This window comes from Streptomyces sp. (assembly GCF_036524955.1).
Lineage (GTDB): Bacteria > Actinomycetota > Actinomycetes > Streptomycetales > Streptomycetaceae > Actinacidiphila.
Window position 1 is genome coordinate 62566 of record NZ_DATDBG010000147.1, and the last position, 13164, is coordinate 75729.

Genomic DNA, 13164 nt, shown 5'->3' on the forward strand with positions numbered 1-13164 from the left:
TTGGCCCCTCTGCGGCAGGACGCGGCACACTGTGGACCTCCAAGATCCTGACCACAGAGGGGACCCTCATACATGAAGGGCTTTCGCGCTTTCCTGCTGCGCGGCAACGTCGTCGATCTCGCCGTCGGCATAGTCGTCGGCGCGGCCTTCACCAGCCTGGTGAACGGCTTCGTCAAGGCGTTCCTGACGCCCGTCGTCGGCCTGGTCAGCGGAGCCAGCGGAGACTTCAGCGCCAAGACGTTCCACGCGTCCGGCGTGACCTTCCCGTACGGCGTGTTCATCGACGCGACGATCGGCTTCGTGATCGTCGCGTCGATGATCTACTTCCTGGTCGTGCTGCCGATGAACCGCATGCAGGAGCGGTTCTTCCCGAAGGCCGCGTCCGCGCCGATGCGCGAGTGCCCGGAGTGCCTGACCGCGATCCCGGCCGCCGCCGGGCGGTGCAGTGCCTGCACCGCCGTGGTGGCACCGGCCGTCGTCGCCCAGGGCGGCGCGCCCGACCTCGGCAAGTAGCCCGGACGAGGCCTCACGGCATCGCCGCGCACTCGTGCCCACCGGCCTGCCCGGTCCCGTCGGCCCGCGGTTCGCCCTCGTCCAGTACGTCCAGCAGCGCGGTGAGCGCCGCGCGCTGGCCGTCGTCCAGCGGACCCAGCAGTTCGGCGGCGGCCGTACGGCGGGCCCGGCGCAGATCCAGCAGCGCCTGGCCGCCGCCCTCCAGCAGTTCGATGCGGATCACCCGCCGGTTGTGCGGATCGGGGACCCGCCGCACCAGCTCCCGCGCCTCCAGCGCGTCCACCAGTGTGGTCACCGCCCGCGGCACCACGTCGAGGCGCTGCGCGAGATCGGCCATCCGCGGCGGCTGGTCGCAGTGCGCCAGGGTGCGCAGCAGCCGGGCCTGGGCCGGGGTGATGCCCAGCGGCTCCAGCAGCCGGCGCTGGGAGCGGTGCAGCCGCCTGCTCAGCCGGACGAGCTGGTCGGCGAGCCGCCCGGTGATCTCCTCCGGGCTGAGGGCGGTGGCCGTCGCCCGGGCAACGGAGGTGGTGCCGGCGGCGGTGCGGGGTTCCATGCGCCCGAGCGTATCAGGATGTGGTTCATTATGAGCGTAGGTAACAATGAATTACACTCCATGAAGGACGCCGCCACCCCGACCCGCAAGGAGTCCGTTGCGACCCGAAATCGATCTCGTCTCCCGGTGGACGCCACCGAAGAAGGAAACCGGACCCACCGACGTACGCCGCATCATGCGGCTCTTCCGCCCCTACCGCGGGCGCCTCGCCGGCGTCGGCGTGCTGGTCGCCCTCTCCTCCCTCGTCTCCGTCGCCTCGCCCTTCCTCCTGCGGGCGATCCTCGACACCGCGATCCCGCAGGGCCGCACCGGGCTGCTCAGCCTGCTCGCCCTGGGCATGATCGCCACCGCGGTCGCCAACAGCATCTTCGGTGTCGTGCAGACCCTGATCTCCACCACCGTCGGCCAGCGCGTCATGCACGACCTGCGCACCGCCGTCTACGAGCGGCTGCAGCGCATGTCGCTGGCCTTCTTCACCAGGACCCGCACCGGCGAGGTGCAGTCCAGGATCGCCAACGACATCGGCGGCATGCAGGCCACCGTCACCTCCACCGCGACCTCCCTGGTCTCCAACGCCACCGCCGTGATCGCCTCGATCGTGGCCATGGTCGCCCTCGACTGGCGGCTGACCGTGGTGTCGGTGCTGCTGCTCCCGGTCTTCGTGTGGATCGCCCGCAGGGTCGGCCGCGAACGCAAGAAGATCACCACCGAACGCCAGAAGCAGATGGCGTCGATGTCCGCGATCGTGACCGAGTCACTGTCGGTCAGCGGCATCCTGCTCGGCCGCACCATGGGCCGCGCCGAATCGCTGACCCGCGACTTCGCCACCGAGTCCGAACGCCTCGTCGACCTCGAAGTGCGTTCCAACATGTCGGGCCGCTGGCGGATGTCCGTCATCGGCATCGTGATGGCCGCGATGCCCGCACTGCTGTACTGGGCGGCCGGCCTCACCGCGGGCCGCGGCGGCCCCAGCGTCTCCATCGGCACCCTGGTCGCCTTCGTCTCGCTTCAGCAGGGACTGTTCCGCCCCACTGTGAGCCTGCTGTCCACCGGCGTCCAGGTGCAGACCTCACTCGCGCTCTTCCAGCGCATCTTCGAGTACCTCGACCTCCCGGCGGACATCACCGAACGGCCCGACGCCGTCCGCCTCGACCGGGTCCACGGCGACATCCGCTTCGAGAACGTCGACTTCGCCTACGACCCCGAAGGCGGCGAACCGACCCTGCGCGGCATCGACATCGCCCTCCCCGCGGGCCGCAGCCTCGCCGTCGTCGGCGCCACCGGCTCCGGCAAGAGCACGCTGAGCTACCTCGTGCCGCGGCTGTACGACGTGACCGGCGGCCGGGTGACCCTCGACGGCACCGACGTGCGCGACCTCAGTTTCGAGACGCTGGCCGCCGCGGTCGGCGTCGTCTCCCAGGAGACGTACCTCTTCCATGCCTCCGTCGCCGAGAACCTGCGCTTCGCCAAGCCCGACGCGACCGACGACGAGATCCGGGCCGCCGCCGAGGCCGCGCAGATCCACGACCACATCGCCGCCCTGCCCGACGGCTACGACACGCTGGTCGGCGAGCGCGGCTACCGGTTCTCCGGCGGCGAGAAGCAGCGACTGGCCATCGCCCGTACGATCCTGCGCGACCCGCCGGTCCTCATCCTCGACGAGGCCACCAGCGCGCTCGACACCCGTACCGAAGCCGCCGTCCAGGACGCCATCGACGCGCTCTCGGCCGGCCGCACCACCCTCACCATCGCCCACCGGCTGTCCACCGTTCGCGACGCCGACCAGATCGTGGTCCTCGACGCCGGCCGCATCGTCGAGCGCGGCACCCACGACCAACTCCTCGATCTGGGCGGCCGGTACGCCGCTCTCGTGCGACGCGACACCCGGCTGGCGACCACCGTGGAGGTCCCCTGACACCCGGCCGAGTACGGCGGTCACACACCGCGCCGATCGGGCCGCGGCACCCGCCGGAGGATCACGGGCGGCGGCCCTCCCCGTCCGTCGCCAGCACCACCACCGCGCTGACCACCGCCGTTGCCGCCACCGCGATCACCGTCGGCCACGCGACCTCGCCGAGCGCCGCGGCCATCACCAGGGACACCGCGGCGAGCGCGAGCGTCGCCGAACCGGCCGCGAGCGTGGTCTTCCAGTTCTGTCGCCCCATGCTCAGACCCTAGAGCCTGGCCGGATCCCGCGGCGGACACACCGCGAAGCGCCGCCGTTCCGGTGAGAGAGGCGAGCGCCGCGGAGATCAGCCGGCACCTTCGAGTGAACGCTCACCCGCCGCGAGGAGAGCGAGGACGTCGCGTACGGCGGTGCGTCCGGCCCGGTTCGCACCGATCGTGCTGGCCGAGGGGCCGTAACCGATCAGGTGAACGCGGGGGTCCTTCACCACGCGGGTGCCCTCCAGCCGGATGCCGCCGCCGGGCTCGCGCAGTCCGAGCGGGGCGAGGTGGTCGAGCGCGGCGCGGAAGCCGGTGGCCCACAGGATGACGTCGGCGTCGAGCGTGCGGCCGTCGTGCCAGGCCACGCCGTGCGGGGTGATCCGGTCGAAGACCGGTTCGCGGCGCAGGATGCCGCGCGCCCGGGCGTCCAGGATCGCTTCGGTCGCGGCGAGACCCGTCACGCTGACCACGCTCTGCGGCGGCAGCCCGCGGCGCACCTGCTCCGCGACCAGGGAGACGGCCGCCCGTCCCCACTCCTGGTCGAACGGCATGTCGCGGAAGACCGGCGGCCTGCGGGTCACCCAGGTCGTACGGGCGACCTCCGCCAGCTCCGTCAGCAGCTGCACCGCGGAGGTGCCGCCGCCGACCACGACGACGTGCCGCCCGGCGAACTCGGCGGCGCCCCGGTAGCCCGCGGTGTGCACCTGCCGCCCGAGGAAGGTCTCCTGGCCCGGGTAGTACGGCACGAACGGCCGGTCCCAGGTACCGGTCGCGTTCAGCAGCGCCCGCGCGGACCACACGCCCGCACCGGTCTCGACCCGCAGCCGCCCGCCGGCCTGGTCCCGTACCGCGCGAACGTCCACCGGGCGGTGGACGCGCAGGTCGAAAGCGTCCTCGTAGCGGGCGAAGTACGCGCTCACCACCTCGGCGGACGGGCGGTCCGGGTCGGCGTCGCCCAGGTGCAGGCCGGGCAGCCCGTACACGCGGTGCGCCTTGCCGTAGGTGAGGGAGGGCCAGCGGTACTGCCAGGCGCCGCCCGGCGCGGGGGAGTGGTCCAGGATCACGAAGTCCGACTCCGGCCGGAAGCCGGCGCGGCGCAGGAAGTACCCGGCCGACAAACCCGCCTGGCCCCCGCCGATCACGGCTACGTCGATGTTCCGCCCGCCGTCCCGTGCACCGGCTGCGTGCGTCATTCCGGCCTCTTCCACGGCCCTGCCAACCACCCGGCCCGGAGAAAGCTTCCCCAGGACACGCCGCGCCCTGCCCCATCGGCATGCGAGGCAATCGGCTGTCCGCGGGTTTTCCGAACCCGCGGCCGTACCCGTATCCGGGCCCGCGAGCGTTCCCCTGCCGCCTGCCGCCTGCCGCCTGCCGCCTGCCGCCTGCCGCCTGCCGAGTCGCGCCTAGGCGCTCGACGGCGTCCCGGCCGCCCGGACGGTGGGTGATCATGGAGGTATGGCCGACACCTTCACCACCCACGTCATCGAGGTCACCACCGGCTCGACCGAGACCGTGCACGATCTGACCGGCGCCATCGGCTCCTTCCTGCGCGAGGCGGCGCGGGGGCGCGACGGGCTGCTCAACGTTTTCACCCCGCACGCGACGGCCGGCGTGGCCGTCATCGAGACCGGCGCGGGCAGCGACGACGACCTGCTCGCGGCGCTCCGCGACCTGCTGCCCGCCGACGACCGCTGGCGGCACCGCCACGGCAGCCGCGGCCACGGCCGCGATCACGTGCTGCCCGCCCTCGTCCCGCCGCACGCCACCCTCCCGGTGATCGGCGGCCGGCTGGAACTCGGCACCTGGCAGTCGGTCGTCCTGGTCGACACCAACGTGGACAACACCCGCCGCCAGGTCCGGCTGAGCTTCCTGGGCTGAGCCGGCCTGGCACGCGCGCACGCGGCACGGCACGGGCGTACGCCGCACACCACCGCGGACGTACGCCCGAGCCCGTCACGACAGCAGGTCCGCCAGGTCGTAGGTGACCGGCTCCTCCAGCTGGGCGTACGTGCACTGCTCCGGTTCCCGGTCGTCCCGCCAGCGGCGGAACTGCGCGGTGTGCCGGAAGCGGTCGCCCTGCATGTGGTCGTACGCGACCTCGACCACCCGCTCGGGCCGCAGCGGGATCCAGGAGAGGTCCTTCTTCCCGGTCCACCGGCTGGGGCCGCCGGGCAGCCGGTCGGCGGCCTGCGCCTCCTCGCTGGTCCACGCCTCCCACGGGTGGCCCGCCACGGAGTCCATCCGCAGCGGCTCCAGCTCGGTCATCAGCGCCCGGCGCCTGGCCATCGGGAAGGAGGCGCAGACGCCGACGTGCTGGAGCCGGCCGGCCGTGTCGTACAGGCCGAGCAGCAGGGAGCCCACGACGGGACCGCTCTTGTGCGGGCGCAGCCCCGCAACCACGCAGTCCGCGGTCCGTTCGTGCTTGACCTTGACCATGACGCGTTCGCCCGGCCGGTACGGCAGCTCGTGCGGCTTGGCGACGACGCCGTCGAGACCGGCCCCCTCGAACTGCTCGAACCACGCGTGGGCCACATCGAGATCGTCCGTCGCGGGCGCGGTGAAGACCGGGGCGGCGGCGCCCCGCATCGCCTCGGTCAGCGCCTCGCGGCGGGCCCGCTGCGGCACGGACATGAGCGACTCGTCGCCCAGCGCGAGCAGGTCGAACGCCACGAAGGCGGCCGGTGTCACCTCGGCCAGATGGCGTACCCGCGACTCCGCGGGGTGGATGCGCTCCAGCAGCGCGTCGAAGTCCAGCCGCCCGCCGCGGGCGATCACGATCTCGCCGTCGAGGACGGATCGCGGCGGAAGCTCCGCGCGCAAGGCGGCGACCACCTCGGGGAAGTACCGCGTGAGCGGCTTCCCGGACCGGCTGCCCAGCACCACCTCGTCGCCGTCCCGGAAGACGATGGCCCGGAAACCGTCCCACTTGGCCTCGTACTGCATGCCCGGCGGGATCACCGCGGCGGTCTTCGCCAGCATCGGCGAGACGGGGGGCATGACGGGCAGGTCCATGCGATCGATTGTGCGAGCCGGGACGCGTTCGCGCCTGTCGGCGGCCGAGCCGCGTCCCCTGCGCCGCGCGTCGGAGGGCCGAGCCGTGTCCGTACGCGTGCCGGGCCCGCCGCACGCCTCCCGCGCGCGTCCTGTCCGCCGGCGCGCGCCCGCCGTCCATCCGGCCTAGCGGGGGGGCATGGCAGAGACGCTGGAGCTGACTGTCGGCGGGCGCACGGTCAAGGTGTCCAACCCGGGCAAGGTGTACTTCCCCGAGCGCGGGTTCACCAAGGGGGACGTGGCCCGCTACTACGTGAGCGTCGGCGACGGGGTCCTCCGCGCGCTGCGGGACCGGCCGACGACGCTCGAGCGGTACCCCGACGGCGTGCACGGCGAGTCCTTCTTCCAGAAACGCGCGCCGAAGAACCTGCCCGAGTGGATCCCGACCGGGCGGATCGCGTTCCCGAGCGGACGGTACGCCGACGAGATCTGCCCCACCGAGCCCGCCGCCGTGGTGTGGGCGGCCAACCTGGGGTGCCTGACCTTCCACCCCTGGCCGGTGCGCCGGCACGACACCGAGCACCCGGACGAACTGCGTATCGACCTCGATCCGCAGCCGGGCACCGACTACACCGACGTGGTACGGACCGCCCTGGGACTTCGGGAGGTGCTGGCGGAGCTGGAGCTCACCGGGTGGCCCAAGACGTCCGGCGGCCGGGGTCTGCACGTCTTTGTGCCGATCGCTCCCGAGTGGACGTTCACGCAGGTTCGGCGGTCGGCGATCGCGGTGGCCCGGGAGCTGGAGCGGCGCAGCCCGGAGCGGGTCACCACGGCCTGGTGGAAGGAGGAACGGGGCGCCAAGGTGTTCGTCGACTACAACCAGACCGCCCGCGACCGTACGATCGCCAGCGCCTACTCCGTACGGCCCTTCGCGCACGCCCCGGTGTCCGCGCCGCTGCGCTGGGAGGAGGTGCCCAGTGCCGTACCGGCCGACTTCGACCTGGCCAGCATGCCGGCCCGGTTCGCGGAACTCGGGGACGTGCACGCCGACATGGACGAGCACGCCTTCCGGCTGGAGGCCGCCCTGGAACTGGCCGACCGTGACGAGCGCGAGCACGGCCTCGGTGACCTGCCGTACCCGCCGGAACACCCGAAGATGAAGGGCGAGCCGAAACGCGTCCAGCCGAGCCGTGCCAAGAAGTGAGGGCGCCCTGCCCGCTCATGCCGGGCGGGTGACCGTCCCGCGAAACCGGCCGAGGCGGCGGTCGATCGCCACGCCGCCGCCGGACCCCGCCTCTCGTGACGGCGGCGCGAGACCTCCGGCCGGCACGGAGCCCGCCGGAGGTCTCGGCCTGCGCGGTACCCGTGCGCACATGCCCCGCGACGGGTGGGCCGGGTGGTCGGGGACAGCCCCCTCAGTTCGCCAGCGGCAGCATCGTCCGCTCCGGTACGGCGGCGAACAGGTCCGCCGGGACCACTTCCTCCGTCTCGTCGTCGACGAGCGTGACGCGGACCGCGGGGCTCGGCGTCGTGTCGATGGTCGCCGACCGGTCGAGCGCGAACAGCACGCTGACCGGGTGGGTGCCGCGCGCGTCCTCGTACACGCCGGCGAAGCGCAGTACGCGCCAGCCCTCGTCGTCCCAGTGGTCGAGCAGCGCGGACCGGACCACCGGAGCGGTCGCCACCCAGGCCAGGGAGTGTTCGAGGAGTTCCACGGACGCGGCGACCGGGACCCGTTCGCCGGCCCCGGCCAGTGGGTGGCCGAACACCCGCAACCGCAGCCTGCGCAGCGGCATCAGCCACAGCCGGTCCAGATCCGCGGTCAGGGCGAGCAGCAGCGCCGCGGCCGGCACGACGAACGCGGCGGACGGCCCCGGACGACCGGAGATCTGCGACCACCACGGGCTGCCCGCGGTCGCCGCCGCGACGCCGCCCAGCAGGACAACCCCGGCCCGGGTGAAGGCCCGGGTGCCGATCGGCCCCTCGTCCCGGGCGCTGCATCCGCAGGACGACTCGGGCGCGGTGGCCTTGGCGTAGCCGAGATACCCGGTGAAACCGGCGCCGAGCAGCGCCGTCGCGACGCCGGGGGCGACCGAGGCAGGAGCGGCCAGCAGCGCCGCGGCGACGGCCACTTCGGCGGCGCCCAGGGTGCGCAGTGCCAGCGTCGCCCGCCGTGCCTCGCCGAGCACCCGTACCAGTACGGTGTTCGCGGCCAGCTGCGCGGTCTGCCGGCCGAACAGTTTGCCCGCGCCTGTCACGGCCAGCAGCACACCGAAGACCAGGGGCGCCAGGTTCGAGATGATCGGGATCACCGCCGCGCCCCCTCAGTGTCCGACCGTGATGCGGGCGATGTCGATGGTGTCGTCGTCGGGCCGCCAGGCGCCGAGGATCTGCGCCGACTGCCCGATCCGCACCCGGGACAGGTCCGAGGTGAGGGCGCCGCCGAGGTAGGAGGCGGTGGTGGTGGCGGGGACGATCCGGCCGACCACCGCGTGGTTGCCGTGCGACAGGTGCAGCCGGTCCTTGGCGATGCCGCGGACCGTGACGTAGATGTTCACGATGTTGACCCACACCGCGTCCGCCGCGATCGTGCCGTCGGGCATGTCCACGCCGCGTGCGTAGAGGCCGTCGCCGGTCCTGATCGCGTCCGCGGTCGTGGGGTGCAGCTTCCAGATGCTCGTCGCGTTGGTGAGCTGGATGAGGTGCTGGTCGCCGTAGGAGCCGGCCACCTCCAGCACGCTGCCGTTGATCGCGGTGATCCGCCCCTCGGCGAACGCCGACGTGGAGATCGCGGGGTCGAGCGACGGCATCGGCTCGGCGAACGCGGCGTCCGCGTCGATCCCGCCGAGCGCGGAGGCGCCCACGATGGTGGCGCCGCCGATTGCCGCGGTGGTGAGGAAACGCCTGCGGTCCAGGCCCCGCCCGCCGGATTGCTGACTGCTGGTCATGCCGGTCCTCCTCCTGACGCGTCGGTCACTCGTAGATGAAGACGGGGAGCTTGCCGGAGCTGAGGTTCCCGATCACCGAGAACGCGGCGGGGGTCAGGTCGATGACGCGGTTGGTGCGGCAGGTGCCGTTGCAGCAGGCCGTCTCGCCGCAGAAACTCTTGGTCCGCGGTCCGCAGTCGGCCACGGTGACACACACCGTGGCGCCGGAGCACTGGTGACGCACGTTCATCACCGAACCGCAGCCGCGCCGGACGATGGTCTCGCCGCACAGGTCGGGCCGGGTGATGTCGAAGCACGCCTGCGAGGTGTTGGGCCACGCTGCCTGGTGCTTGCTGGACTGGCAGGTGCCGCACGCGCCGGTCCCGGTGCTGCCGCAGGGGCCCCAGCCGCTGCCGCAGCAGAACCAGGTGCCTTCCCCTGCCCAGAGGCTGGTCGATCCGCAAGCCATGTCGATTCCCTTCGCTGGGCACAGGTGATGACCTGTGCATGACAATGACGCGCGGCACGGGGGCGCCGCGGAACGGGAGGCCGCGGCGGGTCGGGGAGGTGTCGCGAGAATTGCGTGCCCATGACAAGCTCAAAGAGGATCCGCGCCCTTGTGGACAGTGGTGCACCTGGAGCGGAACACGCTTGCGGGCAGCCTCGTCGGCAGACCTCCTGCTGTGCCGTGTGGGTCAGATGAGTCGGCAGTGCAGGTGGAACACGGCCATGATGCTCGCTTCTACCCGTGTCCGCCAGAGGGGGGACGAGGTCGGTCGTCACCCGAATCCGTACCGCCGACCGCGCCGTCCGCAGCCGACCCGCGGGTGGCGTGTGTCCTCGCCCACCCCGCACGGCCTGGAAACCGCGCTCACGGATCTCGCGGTGCCGTTGCGCGCGCAGCCGAGGGCGGCGCTCGCGGCCCGAACCGGCGGGCGCCGGGTTGTGCGAGCGCGGCCTGGTACGAGCCCGGGGCGGTACGCGTGCGTGTGGCCGTACCGGCGCGAGGCCGCCTGAGCGGGCGCGGTGGGTGACGAACTCAGGCCCGTGCGAGCCCGGTTCGTACGGCCTGGTCGGCGGCGGGCGCGGGACCCGGGGGCGACGGTGCCGGCGTCAGGTACTACTCTCAGCCGCCGTACAGACATCGGGCGGAAGAGGTACGGCAGTGGCCGGGCACGTATACATCGGGTCGTTCACGTCCGTGGGGGGCCGTGGCCTCACCACGGCCACCGTGGACCCGGACACGGGGGCGCTCACCGCGCTCGGGGACACGGCCGAGGTGCCGGACCCCTCCTTCCTCGCCCTCTCCGCGGACCGGGGAACCCTCTACGCGGTCAGCGAGACCGGATCCGATGGCGCTGCCGCCGCGTTCTCCCTCGCCGACCCCGCCGCGCCCCGGCTGCTCGGCGCCCCTGTACCCGTACGCGGCGGTTCGCCCACCCATCTCTGCGTCCACCAGGGCCACCTGCTCACCGCCAACTACGCGGCGCCCGGGAGCGTGACCGTCCTGGCGCTGCGGGGCGACGGCGCGCTCGGCGAGGTCCGCTCCGTACTGGAGCACGAGGGCGACGGCCCCGACCGGGAGCGCCAGGAGGCCCCGCACGCCCACGCCGTACTGACCGACCCCAGCGGGCGCTGGGCGCTCAGCGTCGACCTCGGCACCGACTCGGTACGGGTCTGCGAACTCGACCGCACCAGCGGCGAGCTGGAGATCGAACGCGAACTCGGCCTGCGCTCCGGGATCGGCCCGCGCCACCTCACCTTCCATCCGGACGGCGAGCACGCCTATGTGATGAACGAACTCGACTCCGTCGTGACCGTCTGCCGCTGGGACGCCGACAAGGGCAGCCTGCGCCCGATCGCCGAGACCCGGGTGCTCCCGCCGGACGCCGAGGGTGAGAACTACCCGTCCGAGCTGGTGCTCTCACCCGACGGCCGGTTCGCCTGGGCCGCCAACCGCGGGCACAACAGCATCGCGGTGCTGACCGTGGACGAGACCGGCGAGCGGCTCGACCTCGTCGACACCGTGAGCTGCGGCGGCGACTGGCCGCGCCACCTGACGCTCGACCCCACGGGCACCCGGCTCTACGCGGCCAACGAGCGCTCCGGGGACGTCACCTGGTTCGACGTCGAGCCCGCCACCGGCATCCCCGAGCAGACCGGTTCGCTGACGCTGCCCGCGGTGTCCTGCGTGCTCTTCGGCTGAGCGTCCGGAGACTGAGCGCCCAGGGCTTAGCGTCCGGGGGCTGAGCGTCCGGACTCGTACGGCGAAGCGGGCGGCCACGGAATCCGGGCCGCCCCTTTCCGTCCGTCACCGCGGCTCAACGCGGTGCGACGCGGCTCAGCGGGCCTGCGCGGTCTGCGGCTGCTGCGGCGCGATGCCCAGCGCGGCGGCGTACCGCGTGACGACCAGCTTGCCGACTGCCGGGTACGGGCCGAGCGCGTCAGCACCGGAGCAGCCGGCCTCCGCGGCGGCGGTGTGCAGCAGTTGCGGGGCGATCTCCGGGCCGATCAGACACGGCGCGAGCGCCAGCGTGGACGAGCCGGAGGACCGCAGTTGCTCGGCGGCCCGGGCGATCGCGCCGTCCTCGTCGAGCGCGGCGGCCAGCACGGGTACGGCCAGGCGCGCGGCCAGCAGCAGCCCGGTGACGCCGGCGGCCTGTGCCGCCTCCTCGCCGCCCACCGTCGCCAGGATGATGCCGTCGGCGGCCGTCGCCACGGTGAACAGCCGCGCGCGGTCGGCCCGTGCCAGACCCGCCTCGGACAGGCGCACGTGCAGTGCCTCGGCGAGCAGCGGATGGGGGCCGAGCACATCGGTCAGCTCGACCTGCGCCTTGCTGTCGACGACCGCCTGCCGGATCCGGCGCAGCACCGACGCCTCGGGCCCGGCGAGCAGCGGTACCACGACGGCCGCGATGTCCTCGCCGCGGCGGTCCGCGGCCACCTCGTCCAGGACGGTCCGCAAGCCCGGGAACTCCTCGTCGTCACCGTCGACGAAGGCTATCCGCGGGTCGAGGCCGGACAGTTCGGAGCGCGCGATGCTCACGACCTCCTCGGCCAGGCTGAGCGCCGGAGCGGTGGGATTGCCTGGAACGGCCAGTACCAGCACCGGCGCGCCTTCGGGCGCGGCCAGCGCCTCCGGCCTGCGGTGGCGTCCTGGTTGGGGGCGAGGCCTGCGAACGGGGAGACCGGGGCCTGTGGCAGTGCTCATGGCGTCGCATGCTAACGCCTTGCGGCGCTGATGTGTTCGGGTGGGTACGAGGCAGGTCAGACCTGTCCGGAACTGTCCGTTTCACTGCTCACGTTCGGTTATCGAACACGCTTGAGCAGTTCCGGGCCGGCCTGCGTGGGGCCGGTCTGCACGGGGCCGGTGGGGCCCGGGCGGTGGCGGGCCGGTCTGTGCCGCGCCGGACGAGCTCTGACCGGAGCCCTGGTCGGTCCTCGCGGTGTGCCGGACGCACCTGGAGCGGCGCCGGATCAGCCGGCCGGCTGCCGGACCAGCAAGAGCAGAGCCGGATCCTCGGGCAGCGTGAGGTCGTCACGGTGCAGTGCGCCCGCGATCAGCAGCGCGCCGTCCAGTGGACCACCGGCCGCCGGTACGAGGGCGGCGTCCGGCAGCAGCCGCGCTGCCTGCTGGCGCAGTGGGCCGAGCAGCGGTTCGCCCATGGTGACCAGCCCGCCGGTGAGCGCCACATCGAACCTGCCGGGCCCCGGGCGTACCGCCGCGGCCGACTCCAGCATGTGCGCCGCGGCCTGCCGCAGGATCTCCGAGGCCACGGTGTCCTCGGCGGCGCAATCGGCCACTTCGGGCGCGAACGACGCCAGTACGGCGGGCCGGTCGGGGCGCGGGTAGAGCTGACCCGGAAGTGTCTCGACCGGGCCGAACCGTTTCCGCGCCCGGGCCAGCAAAGCCTGCGATCCGCCGGCCCGTCCGTCGTGGGCGCGCAGCGCGGCGTCCAGTCCGGCGCGGCCGATCCAGGCGCCGCCGCCCGCGTCGCCCAGCAGGTGCCCCCA

At 73.2% G+C, this 13164-nt stretch carries 14 protein-coding genes; 5 read left to right on the forward strand and 9 right to left on the reverse strand.

The window, feature by feature from the left end; all coding sequences use genetic code 11:
• Positions 1-72 precede the first annotated feature (72 nt).
• Positions 73-513, forward strand: coding sequence for a large conductance mechanosensitive channel protein MscL (gene mscL, locus VIW71_RS12115; protein WP_331622116.1), 441 nt, complete (start codon positions 73-75; stop codon positions 511-513).
• Between the two features lie 13 nt (positions 514-526).
• Here mscL and VIW71_RS12120 read toward each other — a convergent pair whose 3' ends face one another.
• The gene (locus VIW71_RS12120; protein WP_331622117.1) at positions 527-1066 is read right to left on the reverse strand and encodes a MarR family winged helix-turn-helix transcriptional regulator; all 540 of its coding nucleotides are present in this window, start codon (positions 1064-1066) and stop codon (positions 527-529) included.
• A 175-nt stretch (positions 1067-1241) separates the two neighbouring features.
• Here VIW71_RS12120 and VIW71_RS12125 point away from each other — a divergent pair, with 175 nt between their 5' ends.
• On the forward strand, positions 1242-2981 hold the full coding sequence (locus tag VIW71_RS12125) for an ABC transporter ATP-binding protein (RefSeq protein ID WP_331622133.1): 1740 nt from the start codon (positions 1242-1244) through the stop codon (positions 2979-2981).
• Positions 2982-3042: 61 nt separating this feature from the next.
• Here VIW71_RS12125 and VIW71_RS12130 read toward each other — a convergent pair whose 3' ends face one another.
• Together VIW71_RS12130 and VIW71_RS12135 are read right to left on the reverse strand one after the other, a co-directional pair.
• Entirely contained in the window at positions 3043-3231 is a 189-nt protein-coding gene (locus VIW71_RS12130) for a hypothetical protein (RefSeq protein WP_331622118.1), read from the reverse strand.
• A gap of 87 nt (positions 3232-3318) precedes the next feature.
• Entirely contained in the window at positions 3319-4425 is a 1107-nt protein-coding gene (locus tag VIW71_RS12135; protein WP_331622119.1) for an NAD(P)-binding domain-containing protein, read from the reverse strand.
• Positions 4426-4687: 262 nt separating this feature from the next.
• On the opposite strand from VIW71_RS12135, the gene VIW71_RS12140 reads away from it, so the two are divergent.
• Positions 4688-5110, forward strand: a complete 423-nt coding sequence (locus tag VIW71_RS12140) for a secondary thiamine-phosphate synthase enzyme YjbQ (protein WP_331622120.1) — start codon at positions 4688-4690, stop codon at positions 5108-5110.
• Between the two features lie 75 nt (positions 5111-5185).
• Here the strand turns inward: VIW71_RS12140 and VIW71_RS12145 are convergent, their stop codons facing one another.
• Positions 5186-6244 (reverse strand): ATP-dependent DNA ligase, encoded by a 1059-nt coding sequence (locus tag VIW71_RS12145; protein WP_331622121.1) that lies wholly within the window; start codon positions 6242-6244, stop codon positions 5186-5188.
• Positions 6245-6422: 178 nt separating this feature from the next.
• Here VIW71_RS12145 and ligD point away from each other — a divergent pair, with 178 nt between their 5' ends.
• Positions 6423-7427, forward strand: a complete 1005-nt coding sequence (ligD, locus tag VIW71_RS12150; RefSeq protein ID WP_331622122.1) for a non-homologous end-joining DNA ligase — start codon at positions 6423-6425, stop codon at positions 7425-7427.
• A gap of 211 nt (positions 7428-7638) precedes the next feature.
• On the opposite strand, the gene VIW71_RS12155 is transcribed toward ligD, so the two are convergent.
• Genes VIW71_RS12155 through VIW71_RS12165 form a run of 3 tightly spaced genes read right to left on the reverse strand, consistent with a single transcriptional unit; the run spans position 7639 to position 9619 of the window.
• Positions 7639-8535, reverse strand: coding sequence for a MauE/DoxX family redox-associated membrane protein (locus VIW71_RS12155; RefSeq protein ID WP_331622123.1), 897 nt, complete (start codon positions 8533-8535; stop codon positions 7639-7641).
• Between the two features lie 12 nt (positions 8536-8547).
• On the reverse strand, positions 8548-9171 hold the full coding sequence (locus tag VIW71_RS12160) for a twin-arginine translocation signal domain-containing protein (RefSeq protein ID WP_331622124.1): 624 nt from the start codon (positions 9169-9171) through the stop codon (positions 8548-8550).
• 25 nt (positions 9172-9196) lie between these two features.
• The gene (locus VIW71_RS12165; protein WP_331622125.1) at positions 9197-9619 is read right to left on the reverse strand and encodes a hypothetical protein; all 423 of its coding nucleotides are present in this window, start codon (positions 9617-9619) and stop codon (positions 9197-9199) included.
• A gap of 696 nt (positions 9620-10315) precedes the next feature.
• On the opposite strand from VIW71_RS12165, the gene VIW71_RS12170 reads away from it, so the two are divergent.
• On the forward strand, positions 10316-11356 hold the full coding sequence (locus tag VIW71_RS12170; protein ID WP_331622126.1) for a lactonase family protein: 1041 nt from the start codon (positions 10316-10318) through the stop codon (positions 11354-11356).
• 135 nt (positions 11357-11491) lie between these two features.
• Here the strand turns inward: VIW71_RS12170 and VIW71_RS12175 are convergent, their stop codons facing one another.
• Positions 11492-12361, reverse strand: coding sequence for a sirohydrochlorin chelatase (locus tag VIW71_RS12175; RefSeq protein ID WP_331622127.1), 870 nt, complete (start codon positions 12359-12361; stop codon positions 11492-11494).
• 266 nt (positions 12362-12627) lie between these two features.
• The coding region (locus VIW71_RS12180) for a BadF/BadG/BcrA/BcrD ATPase family protein (protein ID WP_331622128.1) at positions 12628-13164 on the reverse strand (537 nt) is incomplete at its 5' end.

Coding starts and splice junctions, on each gene's coding strand:
- VIW71_RS12145 (WP_331622121.1), bottom strand. CDS start 6,244: ATGGACCTGCCCGTCATGCCCCCCGTCTCGCCGATGCTGGCGAAGACC.
- VIW71_RS12135 (WP_331622119.1), bottom strand. CDS start 4,425: ATGACGCACGCAGCCGGTGCACGGGACGGCGGGCGGAACATCGACGTA.
- VIW71_RS12140 (WP_331622120.1), top strand. CDS start 4,688: ATGGCCGACACCTTCACCACCCACGTCATCGAGGTCACCACCGGCTCG.
- VIW71_RS12130 (WP_331622118.1), bottom strand. CDS start 3,231: ATGGGGCGACAGAACTGGAAGACCACGCTCGCGGCCGGTTCGGCGACG.
- VIW71_RS12160 (WP_331622124.1), bottom strand. CDS start 9,171: ATGACCAGCAGTCAGCAATCCGGCGGGCGGGGCCTGGACCGCAGGCGT.
- VIW71_RS12125 (WP_331622133.1), top strand. CDS start 1,242: ATGCGGCTCTTCCGCCCCTACCGCGGGCGCCTCGCCGGCGTCGGCGTG.
- mscL (WP_331622116.1), top strand. CDS start 73: ATGAAGGGCTTTCGCGCTTTCCTGCTGCGCGGCAACGTCGTCGATCTC.
- VIW71_RS12120 (WP_331622117.1), bottom strand. CDS start 1,066: ATGGAACCCCGCACCGCCGCCGGCACCACCTCCGTTGCCCGGGCGACG.
- VIW71_RS12175 (WP_331622127.1), bottom strand. CDS start 12,361: ATGAGCACTGCCACAGGCCCCGGTCTCCCCGTTCGCAGGCCTCGCCCC.
- VIW71_RS12165 (WP_331622125.1), bottom strand. CDS start 9,619: ATGGCTTGCGGATCGACCAGCCTCTGGGCAGGGGAAGGCACCTGGTTC.
- ligD (WP_331622122.1), top strand. CDS start 6,423: ATGGCAGAGACGCTGGAGCTGACTGTCGGCGGGCGCACGGTCAAGGTG.